The sequence below is a fragment of the Variovorax robiniae genome, assembly GCF_037889955.1.
GTDB lineage: Bacteria > Pseudomonadota > Gammaproteobacteria > Burkholderiales > Burkholderiaceae_C > Variovorax > Variovorax robiniae.
In genome coordinates this window covers 1-15,049 of record NZ_JBBKZS010000002.1, presented here as the reverse complement: position 1 = coordinate 15,049, position 15,049 = coordinate 1, and the positions used below count along the sequence as shown (strand labels likewise).

The 15,049-nt window shown below is 65.3% G+C and carries 14 protein-coding genes; 3 read left to right on the top strand and 11 right to left on the bottom strand.

Annotation, left to right across the window (positions count from 1 at the left end):
• Nucleotides 1-12 precede the first annotated feature (12 nt).
• From WKW79_RS04205 to WKW79_RS04165, 9 genes are read right to left on the bottom strand one after another with little or no spacing between them, the layout of a single operon-like run.
• Entirely contained in the window at nt 13-891 is an 879-nt protein-coding gene (locus WKW79_RS04205) for a sugar phosphate isomerase/epimerase family protein (RefSeq protein ID WP_340333867.1), read from the bottom strand.
• A gap of 4 nt (nt 892-895) precedes the next feature.
• The gene (locus tag WKW79_RS04200) at nt 896-2,080 is read right to left on the bottom strand and encodes a dihydrodipicolinate synthase family protein (protein WP_340333866.1); all 1,185 of its coding nucleotides are present in this window, start codon (nt 2,078-2,080) and stop codon (nt 896-898) included.
• A gap of 6 nt (nt 2,081-2,086) precedes the next feature.
• Complete coding sequence (locus WKW79_RS04195) at nt 2,087-3,250, bottom strand: Gfo/Idh/MocA family protein (RefSeq protein WP_340333865.1); 1,164 nt, start codon at nt 3,248-3,250, stop codon at nt 2,087-2,089.
• Nucleotides 3,251-3,276: 26 nt separating this feature from the next.
• A complete protein-coding gene (locus WKW79_RS04190; protein WP_340333863.1) occupies nt 3,277-4,719 on the bottom strand; it encodes an enolase C-terminal domain-like protein in 1,443 nt (480 codons plus the stop codon).
• An 8-nt stretch (nt 4,720-4,727) separates the two neighbouring features.
• Entirely contained in the window at nt 4,728-5,558 is an 831-nt protein-coding gene (locus WKW79_RS04185) for an ABC transporter ATP-binding protein (protein ID WP_340333862.1), read from the bottom strand.
• Between the two features lie 22 nt (nt 5,559-5,580).
• The gene (locus tag WKW79_RS04180; RefSeq protein ID WP_340333861.1) at nt 5,581-6,579 is read right to left on the bottom strand and encodes an ABC transporter substrate-binding protein; all 999 of its coding nucleotides are present in this window, start codon (nt 6,577-6,579) and stop codon (nt 5,581-5,583) included.
• A 43-nt stretch (nt 6,580-6,622) separates the two neighbouring features.
• Nucleotides 6,623-7,393 (bottom strand): ABC transporter permease, encoded by a 771-nt coding sequence (locus WKW79_RS04175; protein ID WP_340333860.1) that lies wholly within the window; start codon nt 7,391-7,393, stop codon nt 6,623-6,625.
• Between the two features lie 13 nt (nt 7,394-7,406).
• Nucleotides 7,407-8,144 carry a phytanoyl-CoA dioxygenase family protein gene (locus tag WKW79_RS04170; RefSeq protein WP_340333859.1) on the bottom strand — a complete coding sequence of 246 codons (738 nt, stop codon included), beginning with the start codon at nt 8,142-8,144 and terminating at the stop codon, nt 7,407-7,409.
• A 51-nt stretch (nt 8,145-8,195) separates the two neighbouring features.
• Complete coding sequence (locus tag WKW79_RS04165; RefSeq protein ID WP_340333858.1) at nt 8,196-8,867, bottom strand: TetR/AcrR family transcriptional regulator; 672 nt, start codon at nt 8,865-8,867, stop codon at nt 8,196-8,198.
• Between the two features lie 169 nt (nt 8,868-9,036).
• On the opposite strand from WKW79_RS04165, the gene WKW79_RS04160 reads away from it, so the two are divergent.
• Nucleotides 9,037-10,740: a thiamine pyrophosphate-binding protein gene (locus tag WKW79_RS04160; protein ID WP_340334607.1), complete on the top strand. Its 1,704-nt coding sequence runs from the start codon at nt 9,037-9,039 to the stop codon at nt 10,738-10,740.
• Nucleotides 10,741-10,886: 146 nt separating this feature from the next.
• Here the strand turns inward: WKW79_RS04160 and WKW79_RS04155 are convergent, their stop codons facing one another.
• Nucleotides 10,887-11,330, bottom strand: a complete 444-nt coding sequence (locus WKW79_RS04155) for an SWIB/MDM2 domain-containing protein (RefSeq protein WP_340333857.1) — start codon at nt 11,328-11,330, stop codon at nt 10,887-10,889.
• A 156-nt stretch (nt 11,331-11,486) separates the two neighbouring features.
• Nucleotides 11,487-12,347: a DMT family transporter gene (locus WKW79_RS04150; protein ID WP_340334606.1), complete on the bottom strand. Its 861-nt coding sequence runs from the start codon at nt 12,345-12,347 to the stop codon at nt 11,487-11,489.
• 95 nt (nt 12,348-12,442) lie between these two features.
• Here WKW79_RS04150 and WKW79_RS04145 point away from each other — a divergent pair, with 95 nt between their 5' ends.
• Together WKW79_RS04145 and aceA are read left to right on the top strand one after the other, a co-directional pair.
• Nucleotides 12,443-12,835 (top strand): gamma-glutamylcyclotransferase family protein, encoded by a 393-nt coding sequence (locus WKW79_RS04145; protein WP_340333856.1) that lies wholly within the window; start codon nt 12,443-12,445, stop codon nt 12,833-12,835.
• Between the two features lie 411 nt (nt 12,836-13,246).
• On the top strand, nt 13,247-14,578 hold the full coding sequence (gene aceA / locus WKW79_RS04140; RefSeq protein ID WP_340333855.1) for an isocitrate lyase: 1,332 nt from the start codon (nt 13,247-13,249) through the stop codon (nt 14,576-14,578).
• Nucleotides 14,579-15,049: the final 471 nt, after the last annotated feature.

Genomic DNA, 15,049 nt, shown 5'->3' with positions numbered 1-15,049 from the left:
ATCTCTATAGCCTCAAACGCAGCTGCGATGCCGTTCGATGCAGGTGTCCAGCGTCTCTTCGCCGCTGCGCTGCCACCAGTCCAGCGACGAGAAGATCTCGACTTCGCAGAAGCCTTCGAAGCCGGCGGTCTCGACCCAGCCGCGCACCTTCTTCAGCTCGACCACGCCGTCGCCCATCATCGCGCGGTCGGTCAGCAGGTCGCGCGTGGGCGTGCGCCAGTCGCAGAGGTGGTAGGCGAGCAGGCGCTGCTTGCCGGCGCGGGCGGTCTGCTGCTCCAGCTTCGGGTCCCACCAGACGTGATAGATGTCGAGTGCCACGCCGAGCATGCCGGTCTGCTGCGGATCGAGTGCGTCGCAGATGTCGAGCGCATGTTCCAGCGTGTTGATGCAGGCGCGGTCGGCTGCCTGCATGGGGTGCAACGGCTCGATGGCCAGCGGCATGCCGACTTCGCGTGCGTACTCGAGCGAGGCCGCGATGCCATCGAAGACCTCGCTACGCGCGCGGCCGATGTCCTTGTAGGCGACCTTGCCTTCGAGGGCGCCGGGCAGGCCGCCGACGACCAGCACCACGCACGGCGCGTCCAGCGTCTTGGCCTCGTCGATGGCGCGCCGGTTGTCTTCGAGCGCCGCTTTCAGGCCAGCCGCGTCGGGCGCCGGATAGAAACCGCCGCGGCAATAGCCGGAGAGGCCGATGCCGTGTGCCTTGAGTTGCTTCGCAGTCTTGTCGAGCCCGGCCGCCATGACCTGGTCGCGCCAGGGCGCGATGGCGCGGATGCCGCGCTCGGCGCACTGGTCGATGATGCGGTCGAGCGGGATCTCGACGCCCCGTTGCTTGCGCACGGTCGCGGTGTTGATGGAAAGCCAGTGGTGGTCGTTGGAGAAATCGCGCATCGCCTTACTCTAAGCCATGCAACGCGAGCAAGGTCTTCATGCGGTGCACGGCCAGCGCGGGTTGCTCCAGAAGGTTTGCCGCATCGGCCAGGCGGAACAGTTCAGCCAAGTGAACCAGCGAGCGCGTGCTCTGCTGCCCGCCGACCATTGTGAAGTGCGACTGGTGCCCGTTGAGCCAGGCCATGAAGACCACGCCCGTCTTGTAGAAGCGCGTGGGCGCTGCAAAGATGTGGCGCGACAGCGGCACCGTCGGGCCGAGGATCGCGTGGAAGCGGTCGACGTTGCCCTGCGCGAGTTCGCCGAGCGCGGCGCCGGCGGCGGGGGCGATCGCATCGAAGATGCCGAGCAGCGCGTCGCTTTGGCCGTGCGTGGGCTCGCTGCCGTGGCCGTCGCCTGCTATCAGTTCGGCGTAGTTGAAGTCGTCGCCGGTGTACATGCGCACGCCTGGGGGCAGGCGGCGGCGCATGGCAATCTCCTTGTCCTTGTCGAGCAGCGAGATCTTGATGCCGTCGACCTTGTCGGGGTGCGCCGCGATGATGCCGAGCGCGGTGCTCATCGCGGTATCGACATCTTGAGAGCCCCAGTAGCCCGCAAGGGCTGGGTCGAACATGTCGCCGAGCCAGTGCAGCAGCACGGGTTGCCGGGCCTGCGAGAGGATGCGGTCGTACACGCGCTCGTAGTCGGCGGGGCTCGTCGCGACGCGGGCCAGCGCACGGCTGGCCATGACGATGAGCTTGCCGCCGAGCGCCTCGATCGCCGCCATCTGCTCCTCGTAGCCGCGGATCACGTCGTCGACGCCTTTCACCTTGTCGATGTCGAGGTGGTCGGTGCCGCAGCCCGATGCGACCAGTGCGCCGGGCACGTCCTTCGCGGCATCGAGCGAGCGGCGGACCAGTTCCAACGAGGTCGGCCAGTCCAGCCCCATGCCGCGCTGCGCGGTGTCCATCGCCTCGGCCACGCCCAGGCCGAGCGACCACAGGTGGCGGCGGTAGCCGAGGGTTGCGTCCCAGTCGACCGCGGCCTGCAGCCAGGGATCGACCGCGGCCAGCGGGTCCGCGACGACGTGCGCGGCCGAATAGGCGATGCGGTTGAACGCGATGCCGGCGCGCGGCTTCACCGGCACGTCGCCTCGCAGCGAATAGGGCGCGAGCGCACCGCTCGCGGCGGGAAGGTTGAGCGTCAGGGTCATGTCGCTTCAGATGTGCATCGGCGACACATCCACCCAGCGCCGTTCCTTCCAGCTCTCCAGCGCAGCCTCGACCAACTGCACGCCCTTGGCGCCCTCGGGCAAGGTCCATCGATATGGCGCGTCTTCCACCACATGGCGGATGAAGTGCTCCCACTGGATCTTGAAGCCGTTGTCGTAGACCTGTGAATCCGGGATCTCTTGCCACTGGTCGAAGAAGTTCATGCTTTGCTTCTCGTCAGGATTCCACACCGGGCGCGGCGTCGCCACGCGCGATTGCGCACGGCAGGCCGAAAGACCTGCGACGGCCGAGCCATCGGTGCCGTCGACATGGAAGGTCACGAGGTCGTCGCGCCGCACGCGCGTGGCCCAGCTCATGTTGAGTTGCGCGATGACGGGCTCGCCCTGGTGGCCGATCAACTGGCAGGTCGCATAGGCCGCGTCGTCGGCGGTGGCTTCATAGGGTTGTCCGGTTTCGTCCCAGCGCTTGGGGATGTGCGTGGTGCCCAGGCAGGACACCGACTTCACTTCGCCGAACAGGTTGTCCAGCACGTAGCGCCAGTGGCACATCATGTCGAGGATCATGCCGCCGCCGTCCTCCTGCCGGTAGTTCCAGCTCGGCCGCTGGATCGGCTGCAGGTCGCCCTCGAACACCCAGTAGCCGAACTCCAGGCGCACGCTCAGCATGCGGCCGAAGAACCCGGCGCGCCGCAGCATGTCGAGCTTGCGCAGGCCGGGCAGGAAGAGCTTGTCTTGCACTGCGCCGTGCTTCAGCCCTGAGCCCTGCGCCAGCCGCGCGATCTCCACGGCCTCGTTGAGGTTGGTGGCGATCGGCTTCTCGCAATACACATGCTTGCCTGCGCGAAGGGCCTTGGCCAGCAGCGCCGGTCGCATCAGCGTGGTACCGGCATCGAAGAACACGGTGTCGTCGGCATTGGCCAGTGCATCGTCGAGATCGGTGCCCCAGCGTGTCACGCCGTGGGCCTTCGCCAGGGCCTCGATCTTCGAAGCGTTGCGCCCGATCAGCATGGGGTCCGGCATCACCTTGTCGCCATTCGACAGCGCGACGCCGCCCTGCGCACGGATGGCGCAGATCGAGCGGATCAGGTGCTGGTTCGTGCCCATGCGTCCTGTCACGCCGTTCATGATGATGCCGAGTCGTTGGGTTGCCATGGGATCGTTATCTCCGGAGGGTGGAACTACACGAGCAGTGGCGCGTCGGCCAATGGACGCAGGCTGTCGAAGTCTGGGATCGCGCTGGAGGCAAAGCCGGTGCGCGCGAGCGAGTCGATGGCGATGCGGCCGTCGCGGATGGCGAGCCGGGTGCGACCCGATGCCGCCTCGTACAAGCCCATGTGCGCGACGGCGAAGGCGATCTGTTCCTGCTCCGGCGCGTCGCCGAAGCCGTCGACGTAGTGATGGCCGTTGCGCTCGCAATGGGTGAGGCCGAGCAGCGCGGCGAGCGCCAGGTCCTGCTGCACGGAGAGGCCGGCCTGGCAGGTCAGGTCTTCGGCGGACATGAAGTAGCGAGGTCCGTCGGGCATCCGCGCATTCCATCGGTCGCAGCGGGCGCGGTTGATGATCGACTTGTAGAGGCCCTTGCAGCCCTTGCTGGACACTCCGCGCCAACCTGCAGCGCGCCCCGCCGGGAAGGCATCGAGCGAGCCGTCGGCTTCGTCGAGCAGCAGCGGCGCGGGGCTGTCGAGCGAGGCGACATCGGCCTCCAGGCTGGCGTCGCGCGCGAGCGGTTGTTCGATGTAGAGCAGGGCTGCAGGTCGCGCCGCCAGCCGAGGCAAGGCACGCAAGCCGTCGCACAACGCGGCCAGCCCGTCGGTGCTGGCATATTGCTCGTTGCCGTCGAGCGTGAAGCAATGGCCGGGCTGCACGGCGTCCAGCTTGGCCAGCACGGCATCGAGCCGTGCCAGGTCGGCGGCCACATCGCCGCCGAGCTTGATCTTGAAATAGCGGTGGCCGTAGCGGCGCACGATCGCAGGCAGGCCCACGGGCAGCGCGGCCGGGTCATCGGCATCGCTGTCCAGCGCGTCGAGCATGCCGACAGTGTGGCGGGCGTGCAGCGTGGTCGAGGGAACGCGCGCGGCCAGCCAATTGTTCCAGTCCCAGTCGGCCATGTCGGCGGCGATGGCCGTGTCGGTGAGACCGACCAGGTTGCGCTGGAAGGCGGTGTACACGGAAGTCCGCGTGGCCCGGCACAGCGCATCGAGCACGGCGCGGTCGAGCACGGCCTGGCCGAAGGCGGTGGAAAGCTCAGTCGAATCCCGGAAGGTACCTTCCGCCATCAACTCCGGGTAGTGGCGCTCGAAAAGCCCGAAGGCCGGCTGCGCGGCGCTGTGGGTGTAGGCGTCGACTGCTGCGGTCACGGCCAGTTGGAGGTCGCGCACGTTGCCGGCATGGCTCGGGCCGCTGCGCTTGTCGAACCAACGCGGCACCATCATTTCGGCGGCCCACCCGGTCGTGGTGCCATGCGCGCCGCAGTCCACGACGGCTCGCACGAAGAGTTGCGGGCAGCGCGTGAGCGTCGCGGCGCCAAACTTGAAGGGCAGGCGCAGCGTCATCGGCCGCACGCCGCAGTCCACTTCGAGCACCCGCAGTGCGGGTGCGGACGAGAGGGAGAGGTCAACCATGCCGGTGCTCAATGGGCGTCGAGGTTGCCCTGTGCAAAGAAGTGCGCGCGCAGCGTCTTCGCGTAGCCAGCGAACTTCGCGCTGCCCATCACGTCGAGTCCACGCGGACGCGGCAGATCGATGTCGTACACCGCGGCGAAGCGGCCCGGCCGCTCGCTCATCACGAAGACGCGGTCCGACAGGAAGATCGCCTCCGGAATGCTGTGCGTGATCAGCAACACCGTCTTGCCGGCGGCCATCCAGATGCGCTGAAGTTCCACGTTCATCTTCTCGCGCGTCATCGCGTCGAGCGCGCCGAAGGGCTCGTCCATCAGCAGCACCGGCGGGTCATGCAACAGGGCCCGCAGGATAGCGACGCGCTGCTGCATGCCGCCGGAGAGCTGCCACGGGTACTTGTTCTCGAAGCCTTGCAGCCCCGCCATGGCCATCAGCTGGTCGGCGCGTTCGCGCGCGGCCACCTTGGGCAGGCCGCGTATCTCCGCCTGCAGCAGGATGTTGTCGATCACCGTGCGCCAGGGCAGCAGCAAGGCGCTCTGGAACACGATGCCGATGTCGGTTTGCGGCCCGTTCACCACCTTGCCAGAGAGCTTCAACTCGCCGCCACTGATCGGCAGCAGCCCGGCCACCATCTTCATGAGCGTGCTCTTGCCGCAGCCCGAAGGCCCGATCACCGAGACGAACTCGCCCGCGCGGATCTGGAAGTCCAGCGGCTTCAGCGTCTCCACATCGCCGTCGCGCGTGCGGTAGGTCTTGCGCACGCCACGCCCTTCGATCAGCACCGGCGCGACCGACTGCGCCGCGCGCTCGGCCGGGTCGAGCGGGATGACGATGGCGGTCATGTCCGCACTCCTGGCGCTGCCCTCATTGCGGCAGGAATTCGTTCGTCACCCAGTCCTCCGCCTTGCCGCGCGAGGCCGTCTCGAGCCCGCCGTACTGCACCAGAAGGTCCAGCGATTCGTTGATGTCCTTCATCGATGCGCGCAGCGGGCGTTGCGACTTCGTCTCGGCCGAGTGATAGAGCGGCGTGGTCAGCTTGATGCCGACGATCAGCGTGTCGCGCTGCCCGGCCTTGCTGTTGGCGGCCAGCATGGCGTCGATCGCGGCTTCAGGCGCCTTCTCCGTCTCCTCGAAGGCCTTGGTCGTCGCGCGCATGAAGCGCTTCACCAGGTCGGGCTTGTTCGCCAGCGTGTCCTTGTGCGCGACGATGCCGGAGCTGACCAGCGTCACGCCGTAGTCGGCAAAGCGGATGACCGTCACCGGCTTCTTGGTCGCGTCCTGCACCTTGATGTTCTGGTCCATCACGTAGCCCAGCAGCAGGTCGGCCTGTCCATTGATGACGGCATTCAGCTTGGTCTGCGCATCGCCCGAGACCACCTTGTACTGCCCCTCCTGCAACCCGGTCTTCTTGAGGAACAGCGGCCAGATCTGGCTCATCGAATCGCCGGGCGTCATGGCCACCGTCTTGCCGACGATGTCCTGTGGCGTCTTGATGTTCTTCTCGCTGAAGCCCATGGCCGCCATCGGGCTCACCTGCAAGGCGACGCCTACGGCCTTGACCGGCGCGCCCTTGGTCGCCGCCTTGATCATGGTCGGCACGTCCACATAGCCGAAGGTGGCCGAGTTCGCCGCCACCGCCTGGATCGACACGGCCGAACCACGGCCCTCCTGGATGTCCAGGTCGATGCCTTCCGCCTCATAGAAGCCCTTGGCCTTGCCGATGAAGAAAGGCGCATGCTCGCTGTACACATACCAGTTGAGAAGCAGCGTCACCTTGTCGCGCTGCTGCGCCATCGCAGCCGGTGCCAGCCCCGCCACCATTGCCGCGGCGGCCACCATCCGAATCCAGTTGCGACGTTCCATGCTGTGTCTCCTGTGGGTTGAGGTTGCGAAAGAAAATCGGGGGTCAGGCCATGGCCTGCTGCACGTCATGGCGCTGCGACGCATGCCAGGGCATCAGCCAGCGCTCGACCAGTTCGACGATGAGGAACAGCACCACGCCCATCATCGACAGCACCACCAGCGCCGCGAACATGAGCGGCAAATCGAATGTCCCGGTCGCGCGCTGCAGCACGAACCCGATGCCCGAGTTGGACCCGACGAATTCGCCGACCACCGCGCCGACCACGGCCAGCGTGACCGACACCTTGAGCCCGCTGAAGATGGCCGGCAGCGCATGCGGCAGGCGGAACTTGAGGAAGATCTTGAAGCCGTTGGCGCCCATCGACCGCGCCAGGTCGATCACATCGGGCTCCACCGACTTGAAGCCCTGCACCGTCGACACCACCACCGGAAAGAACCCGAGCAGGAAGGCCGCAATGACCTTCGGCACGATCCCGAAGCCGAACCACACCACGAACAGCGGCGCGATCGCCACCTTCGGCACCGACTGCGAGAACACCAGCAGCGGATAGACGAAGCTCTCCACCAGCCGTGAATAGGCGATCCACATCGCGATCGGCACGCCGATGATCGCGGAGGCCGCGAAGCCGCCCAGCGTGGCCCACAGCGTCGGCATCATCTCCCGCAGCAGCATCGGCCATTCGCTGAACAACTGCTTGACCACCGCGAGCGGCGGCGGAATGAGGTAGGGCGGGATCTTGAACAAGCGGATCGCGATGTCCCACAGCACCAGCAGGATCAGGATCAGCCAGAACGGCCGCGCGGCCGGATGCATCCAGTGCCTCATCTCATGACACCCGGAACTTCAGTGAATGGTCGTAGGGCAGGGCGGGCGTGTCGAAGCTGTTCCCGTCGCTCACGAAATGCAGCGCGCAGGCGCGACGCCACCGGCTGCTGTTGTTCGACCCGGAGCAGTGGAAGGTGTTGCCATGATGGAAGCTCACGCCGCCCTTGCGCACCGGCGCCGGCACCATCGGCTGCCGCGCCAGGATGTCCGGCGGAATCTGAAGATTGAACGGCTCCCCCTCGGGTGCGAAGTGCACGTAGACCGGACCCTGGTTGGTCCCGTCGCCGAAGTAGAGGCAGCCGTTCTCCAGCGTCGCGTCATCGAGCGCGATCCATGCCGTCACCACGCCTTCCGGGTCGGCCGGCCCGAAGTAGAAGTTGTCCTGGTGCGCCGGCTTGGGCCCCCCGCCTTCCGGTGGCTTGAAGAAGATCTGGCTGAAGTAAACCGAGACGCCTGGCCCGATGAAGGCTTCCACCAGGTCCAGCAACCGCCGGTCGCGCGCCAGCGCCTGCACTGCGGGCCGATGCGCATGCGGGTTGTCGAGCTTGCGCAGCACCGTGCGAGCGGTCACCCCGCCGTCGATGTACCAGGCGCGCTGCTCCGCAGGCAGCGTCTGCAGGAATGATTCGCCCCAGGCCTCGATGTCACGCACGACGCTGTCCATCTCGTCAGAGTGGAAAACGCCATTCACCGTCAGGTGCCCGTGGTGCCGGTAATACGCCGAGTCGAACGGATCCATCGGATCTCCGCCGTTGTCGTTACCTCCCTGGTGAATTGCCCACCCGCACTGCTACTTGCGCAACAGGTACCCCATCACCACATCCGTCATGTGCGAAAGCCGCTCCGACAAGGCCGCCGGCGTGCGCAAGTCGCGCCCGAAGATCGTCGACAGCGTCGGGTTGTTGGACAGGTAGAAATAGCAAAGCGCCGCGATCGAGATGTAGAGCTGCACCGGATCCACGCCCTCGCGGAACAAGCCCTCGCGCTGGCCGCGGTCCACCACATCGCGCAACAGTTGCACGAGCGGCGAGTTCATCTCCTGGATATGCGAGGAGCGCTGCAGGTGGCAGGCATGGTGCAGGTTCTCGCTGTTCAGCAACGCGAGGAATTCAGGGTGTTCGAGGTAGTAGTCCCAGGTGAACTCGACCAGACGGCGCACCGCCGTGGCGGGCTCCAGGTTCTCCAGCCGCAAGGTGCGCTCGGCCGCGCGGATGCGCGCATAGGTGTCCTCGAGCACCGAGAGAAAGAGCAGTTCCTTGCTCTCGAAGTAGTAGTACACCAGCCGCTTGTTCACACCCGCCAGCGCCGCGATGCGCTCCATGCGCGCACCGCCCAGACCCGCTGTCGAGAACTCCTGCGTCGCAGCCTTCAGGATCTCCTGCTGCGTGCGGTCCGCGTTGCGGCTGCGCAGTTCGACAGGGGCTGCGTCAGTCGTCGACAACACGGTTGCGGGACTCAACATGGCGGCCATAATTCACCGCGTCGTTAATAGGTGCCACATCGTTTTCCCGAGGGGCCACGGTGAATTGCGCGCTCCCCATAATCGGCCATCACTTCCAGAGGCTCGCGTGACACAAGCCAACCCCACCCTCCCGCAAGACGCCATTGCCGGCGCCACCCCAACCCCCGTCATGGCCGGCCACCTGCTCGTGTCCTGCCTCGTCGCGCAAGGCGTGACCCATGCCTTCGGCGTGCCCGGCGAAAGCTTCCTCGCCGTGCTCGACGGCTTCCACGCGCATGGCGACGCCATCCGCTTCATCGTCAATCGCCAGGAGGGCGGCGCCGCCTTCATGGCCGACGCGCATGCGCGCATCACCGGCCGCCCCGGCATCTGCTTCGTCACGCGCGGACCGGGTGCCACCAACGCATCGATCGGCGTGCACAACGCCTTCCAGGACTCCACGCCGATGGTGCTGTTCATCGGCGATGTGGGCAGTGACTTCCGCGACCGCGAAGCCTTCCAGGAAGTCGACTACGGCAGCTTCTTCGGCCCCAGCACCAAGGGCTTCGCCAAGCGCGTCGAGCGCATCGACGACGCCAGCCGCATCCCCGAGTACGTGGCGCGCGCCTTCTCCACCGCGATGAACGGCCGGCCCGGCCCTGTCGTGCTGGTCCTGCCCGAAGACATGCTGACCTCGATGACCACGGCGCAGCCCCTGCCGCGCGTCGAGGCCGTGCAGCCGTGGAGCGACCCCGGCGCCCTGCGCACCCTGCGCGAGTTGTTGCTGGCCGCCAAGCGTCCCTTCGTCATCGCCGGCGGCAGCGGCTGGACCCCGCAGGCCGCCCAGGCCCTGCAGCGCTTCGCTGAGAACTGGCAACTGCCGGTCGGCAATGCCTTCCGCTTCCAGGACACCTTCGACAACCACCACGCGCTCTACGCCGGCGATGTCGGCATCGCGATCAACCCCAAGCTTGCGCAACGCGTGAAGGACAGCGACCTCGTCATCGCCATCGGCCCGCGCCTCGGTGAGATGACGACCAGCGGCTACACCCTGCTCGAAGCCCCGCGTCCGAAGCAGAAGCTGGTCCACATCCATGCCAGCGCCGAGGAACTCAACCGCGTCTACCAGGCCGACCTCGCCATCAACGCCGGCATGAGCGCCGCCGCCCGCAGCCTCGAGGTGCTCACCGCGCCGCCCGAACTGCCCTGGCAGGCGTGGACCGACGCAGCCCATGCCGACTACGAGGCCAACCTACAACCCCAGCCGCTGCCCGGACTCCCGCCCGAGGCCCCGCGCGGCGCGGTCGACATGGCAGCCGTCGTCTCACTGTTGCAGCAGCATCTGCCGGAAGACGCCGCCATCACCAACGGTGCCGGTAATTTCGCGAGCTGGGTGCACCGCTTCTTCCGCTACCACGGGCTCGTGAAGGGCCACAAGACGCAGCTCGCGCCCACCAGCGGCGCCATGGGCTACGGCGTGCCCGCGGGCATCGCGGCGAACCTCGTGAGCGGGCGCATTGCCTTCACCATCGCGGGCGACGGCGACTTCCTCATGAACGGCCAGGAGCTTGCAACGGCCTCGCAGCATGGCGGCAAGAGCATCATCGTGCTGCTCAACAACGGCATGTTCGGCACCATCCGCATGCACCAGGAGCGCGAGTACCCCACCAACGTGAGCGGCACGGCCCTGCGCAACCCCGACTTCTGCGCGCTCGCCCGCGCCTACGGCTATGCGGCCGAGCGCGTGACTGCCACCGACCAGTTCGAGGCGGCGCTGCTGCGTGCGTTGAAGGCCGACACCGGCACGCTGATCGAGATACCGCTCGACCCCGAGATCATCACCACGCGCGGCACGCTGAGCGGCATCACGAAGTCGGCGCTCGGGAAGAAATAGCCCCTCCCCAAGGGCACGTCCGTGGAGCGGCCCCCTGAGGTCGCTCTGGCGAGCGCGAGAGCCCTGCATGGTGCAGGGCGGCCCTCAACGAAAAAGAGCCGGCACAAGGCCGGCTCTCCTTGGCAAGCGCACGAGGCGCCTGCTGCTTACTTGACGTGCTTGCCGATCAGCGAAGCGAGCTCGAACATCGACACTTGCGGCTTGCCGAAGATTTCCTTCAGCTTGGCGTCGGCGTTGATGTTGCGCTTGTTGGCCTTGTCCTGAAGGTTGTTCTTCTTGATGTAGTCCCACAGCTTGCTGACCACGGCGGTGCGCGGCAGCGGGGTGGAACCGACCACAGCGGCGAGTGCCGGGCTGGGGGTCAAGGCCTTCATGAACGCAGCGTTGGGAGTGCGCTTCTTGGCGGGAGCTGCCTTCTTTGCCGGTGCGGCCTTCTTGGCCGGAGCTGCCTTCTTCGCAGGAGCAGCCTTCTTCGCCGGAGCTGCCTTCTTCGCAGGAGCAGCCTTCTTTGCCGGAGCAGCCGCCTTCTTGGCTGGAGCAGCCTTCTTCGCGGGAGCCTTCTTGGCCGGAGCCTTCTTTGCAGTTGCCATGATTGATTTCCTTGTTTTGGATGAGAGATTCACCAATGAAAAACAGAGCATCCACTGGTACCGCGAATGCTAAATGAGAAAAAACGCGTTTCCAAGGGAAATGAGGGTTTTTTCATTGGGAGATGTTGTTTTTTCAGAGGAGAGAACGGCCTGCTTTCACCGTCTGCGCGCGGGCCATGTCGCGAGTACCACGCCCAGCAGTGCAAGCGCAAAGGCCAGCACCTGCAATTGCGACAGTGTTTCCCCTAACACCAGCACGCCCACGAGCGCCGCGCTGACCGGCAACATCACCATGAACACACCCGCCTTCGAGGCCGGTACATGGCGCAGTCCCGTCATCCAGAGCCACACGGTCCAGATGCTCGCGGCCAGTGCATAGGCGACAAGCAGCATCCACATGCTCGCACTCACAGCGCCGAAGTCGAAGCGCAAGGCGTACCAGATGCCGAACGGCGTCGAGAGCACGAAGCCCCAGAGATTGATCAGCGACGAGATTCGCCTCGGCCCCAGCTTGCCCGTCAACGACTTCCCGATCACCGAGTACGCCGCCTCGCACAGCACCGCGCAGAACACCAGCAGGTTGCCGAGGACTGGCATCGCACCCCTTGGCGCGTCCGGCGCCGCGGCATGCGCCGGCGTGAGAGCGAGCAGGCCGATGCCCAAGGCCGCGCAGGCGATCGCCATCGCGATGCGGGGCGTGATCCGTTCACGCAGGAACAACCAACTGGCCACAGCCACCACGGCCGGCAGCGTCGCCATGATCACGCCGGCCGACACCGCACTCGTCATGCTCACGCCGAACAGCATGCAGATCGAAAACAGGAAGTTGCCGAAGAACGACGTGAGGAACACCAGGCCGTGCGTGCGTCGCGACATCGGTGCCTCGTCGGGAGGGCGACGCAGCCAGTGCGGCATCGCGAGCCCCGCGATGCCGAAGCGAAGCCACGCCAGAAGCAGGACCGGAAAAGCCGCAACCAGCGGCTTGGAAAGGGCGACATAGGAGCCAACCATCGACATGCAAAGCGCGAGGCAGCCGTACGCCAGCAGGCGCTGGCCGGTGGGATGCGGGGAGTTCAATAGACTGCGAGCCGTTCAGGACAAAGATTTCGATGATGCCGCAACCGCCCCTCGCAGACCGTCACGTGTTCGTCTACGGCACCTTGCGTGCGGGCGGAAGCAACGACATCGCGAGATATCACCCGCGGCCGCAGCGCGTTGGCGACGGCGTCATCGCCGGCACGCTGTATGACTTGGGCCCCTATCCCGGTGCCGTGCTGGGCGGGGAGGGGCGCATCGTGGGCGAGGTCTATCGAGTCACACAGGATGTGGAGGTTGAACTCGACTTGCTCGAAGGTGTGATGGCTGACGGCAGCGGCGAGTACCTCAAGCGCGAACTCGATGTGATGGTTGGTGCGGCGCGACTGCGTTGCCTTGTCTATGAAATCCATCCCAGCCGCATCGAGGGGCGGCGCAGCATCGACAGTGGCGACTGGCTGATCCGCTGAGTCTCTGCCATCAGGGTCGACGCAATCCATCCGATATGGGCGGGCTGCGGCGCTGATCGCTGTACTCGCGGGCATCGCTGCACCTTGCGACCTCGAATCTCATCCCGCCTCGCGCTTTCTCAGCATCCGTTTCGCTGAGCCACCGGAGTAGTGCGTATCGCGCATGGTGAGCAGCCTGCCTCCTTTTCACCGCAAAGGAAGTCATTGCGCATCGTGAAAAGCGATGGTGCTGCGCCGCAATATTTTTTCTCAATATGAGAGAGTTCTTTTCACATTGAGAGAAGTTTTCGTAACTTATTGATTTTGTTGATGGAAATTTATGTCTTCTATAAGACATAAGACCCGGCAATGCCGCTACAGTAAACCCCCAAGGCGCGCTGCGCCGACCCATCAACCAACTCCGGAGTGACCATGCCCCAAACCATCACCGAACAACTGAGCCGCGAACAACAGATCGCCGCCCTCGAAAAAGACTGGGCCACCAACCCCCGCTGGAAGGGTGTGAAGCGCGGCTACAGCGCGGCCGACGTCGTGCGCCTGCGCGGCTCGCTGCCGATCGAGCACACGCTCGCCAAGCGCGGCGCGGAAAAGCTCTGGGAAAAGATCAACGGCGGCGCCAAGAAGGGCTACGTCAACGCATTCGGCGCCATCAGCGCCGGCCAGGCCATGCAGCAAGCCAAGGCCGGCCTCGAAGCGGTGTACCTGTCGGGCTGGCAAGTCGCCGCCGACGGCAACACGTCCGAAACGATGTACCCCGACCAGTCGCTCTACGCGTACGACTCGGTGCCGACGATGGTCCGTCGCATCAACAACACCTTCAAGCGCGCCGACGAAATCCAATGGGGCCGTGGCATCAACCCGGGCGACAAGGAATTCATCGACTACTTCCTGCCGATCGTCGCTGACGCGGAAGCCGGCTTCGGCGGCGTGCTCAACGCCTTCGAACTCATGAAGAACATGATCGCCTCGGGCGCTGCCGGCGTGCACTTCGAAGACCAGCTGGCTGCCGTCAAGAAGTGCGGCCACATGGGTGGCAAGGTGCTCGTGCCGACGCAAGAGGCTTGCGAAAAGCTGATCTCGGCCCGCTTCGCAGCCGACGTCATGGGCGTGTCGACCATCGTGCTGGCCCGCACCGATGCGGAAGCCGCCAACCTGATCACTTCCGACCACGACGCCAACGACAAGCCTTTCTTGACCGGCGAACGTACGCAAGAAGGCTTCTACCGCGTCAAGAACGGCCTGGAACAAGCCATCAGCCGCGGCGTCGCCTACGCGCCCTACGCCGACCTGGTGTGGTGCGAAACCGGCGTGCCGGACATCGGCTTCGCCCGTGAATTCGCGCAAGCCGTGCACGCCGCCTGCCCGGGCAAGCTGCTGTCGTACAACTGCTCGCCCTCGTTCAACTGGAAGAAGAACCTCAACGACAGCCAGATCGCTTCCTTCCAGGAAGACCTGTCGGCCCTGGGCTACAAGTACCAGTTCATCACGCTGGCTGGCATCCACGTCAACTGGTTCAACACCTTCCAGTTCGCCCACGCTTACGCCCGCGGCGAAGGCATGAAGCACTACGTCAACATGGTGCAGGAGCCGGAATTCGCGGCGCGCGACAAGGGCTACACCTTCGTGTCGCACCAACAGGAAGTCGGCGCTGGCTACTTCGATGACGTGACCACCGTCATCCAGGGCGGCTCGTCCAGCGTCAAGGCGCTGTCGGGTTCGACCGAAGAAGAACAGTTCCACTGATCGGCTTCGCTGTCACATTCAAGCCCGGCCCCGTGCCGGGCTTTTTTGTTTCTGGCGAGTGCGCTCTTATGGGGAGAGCCGGACGACGATGAGAGATGCGTTGCGGTGCGAGAGAAACGAGACGCGGAAGCGAGACGTTTCGCTGTGAGCCGTGGTGAATGCCGCGGTGACTCCCCTGAACGCATTCACACGCAAGTGCAGGGCGAGTGCGCTTGTCGCGAGCACTCAGGGAAGTGTCCGATTGACTTTTTTCGCCAGCGTCTCGCAGAACGCCGAAAATGGCATATACTCGTGGGCTCGGCAGGAAACGCACTGAGCGTTTCGTCAGACAGGGCTCTTCGGGGTGGTTTGAAAAGTCGAGAAAAAAGTCCCTCGGACTTGACGAAGTTGTAAAAACTGAGTCATAATCGAAGGCTTCGCTGAAACGGCTTCAGCACTGATTGCTTCGGCGGTTGGATGCGGAAGGAAGTT